General features: G+C 56.4%; 2 protein-coding genes and 1 pseudogene. 1 reads left to right on the top strand and 2 read right to left on the bottom strand.

Annotated elements, in window-relative coordinates:
- Window positions 1-557, bottom strand: a pseudogene (locus FFS27_RS32850) (hypothetical protein); the annotation flags it as partial.
- Complete coding sequence (locus FFS27_RS32845; RefSeq protein WP_023100775.1) at window positions 557-817, bottom strand: hypothetical protein; 261 nt, start codon at window positions 815-817, stop codon at window positions 557-559. The pseudogene FFS27_RS32850 and the gene FFS27_RS32845, both read right to left, overlap by 1 nt.
- 132 nt (window positions 818-949) lie before the next feature.
- Here FFS27_RS32845 and FFS27_RS32840 point away from each other — a divergent pair, with 132 nt between their 5' ends.
- Window positions 950-1144: a hypothetical protein gene (locus tag FFS27_RS32840; protein ID WP_023100776.1), complete on the top strand. Its 195-nt coding sequence runs from the start codon at window positions 950-952 to the stop codon at window positions 1142-1144.
- The last annotated feature ends 107 nt before the right edge of the window (window positions 1145-1251 follow it).

Below are 1251 nucleotides of genomic sequence, written 5' to 3'. Positions count from 1 at the left end.
TGGTATGCCTCAATGGGGGTCGAATTTTGTGTCTCTTTGAACACACCAGCGTCAGGGTTGCATTGGGCGTTGTAGTCGCGGATGAGTCGAGCCAGATCGGTGTTGCCGAACTGGGAGGCCGCTCGCTCTACTGCAGCAGCGGTGACGCTTTGCGCCGGCAGAAATTCTCCGGCTTTGTTGAAGCGTTCACTCAACGAGCCCTGCAGTGCACTAGCAAGTATTTGCTGTATCGAAAGGGCGACTGTCGCGCTATGGGCGGTTAAGTTCACTGAATCCACCGTCGTCCCTGAGGGAAGCGTGAGCTTGGCTGGCTGTAGGCCCCAGATAATCACGAGGGCGACCAGGAAACCGCCGATAACACTCTGGAGCATTGCTCTCCCGTTGCTGACCTTGAGCACGATGAGGATCAGTAACACTGCTCCGGCACCCGGTAGCAGCCTGCCTGTCGCATTGCTGAGGGCGACCATAAGCGGGCTGGTAGAGACCACTAGTTGTTCGACGACTCCCGGAAAGGTGCCAAATATCCAGGCAAAGCCCGCTAAATCGTTGGCATTCATCAGCAGGTGCTCCATGGTTCAGGCAGGAGCCACACCACCAGAACAAAACCCAGAGTCATGGGCACTACGACACCAGGTGTGCTTAGGGACTGGTATCCGAAAAAAGTAATCGGGATGAGGGCAAAGGCGACCAGATGGGCGAGCCTCTGGCGCCAACGCAGAGATAAGAGTTGGTCGGCACGGATGCCTGGTTTAGTGATGGTTCGATGCAGCCCAAAGGCGGCGATGAGCATACAGACCATTATTTTCAGCTCGTTCATAGGGAGCCCTGCAGTGGTTGTTACGCTCAGCAAAACGCAGGTGTTGGATCGATTCCAGCCAAAGTGACGGGCTGGAATTCCGACCTATCCGCGGGCAGATCCTAGATACGAGTTCGTGATGGCAATGCGGCCATGACCAAGCTCCTCCGTGATGATCTGGCGCGCACCTCGATCATCCATGCCTGCTGGATTAGCTCCCTCTGGAAGGTGAGGTATCGGGCGTATGACCTGGCCGAACCAGCCGTTTTCACCGCCGACAAGATGGGCCTGAGCGGACTGAGTTCGCTGGACAGCTGGACACTGCTTCCCTGTCAGATGGAGGTGTAGTGGTCAACCCATCCCGGACAGTGGGTTGAGTTTTTCTTCGGCCACCGCAGGTGGTAACCCGTCGTTGAATTGATGCGGCCTGATCCAGTTGTAGCGGTGCATCAAGT

The organism is Pseudomonas sp. 2VD (genome assembly GCF_005503585.1).
GTDB lineage: Bacteria > Pseudomonadota > Gammaproteobacteria > Pseudomonadales > Pseudomonadaceae > Pseudomonas > Pseudomonas aeruginosa.
This window is presented reverse-complemented; position numbering and strand designations above follow the sequence as displayed.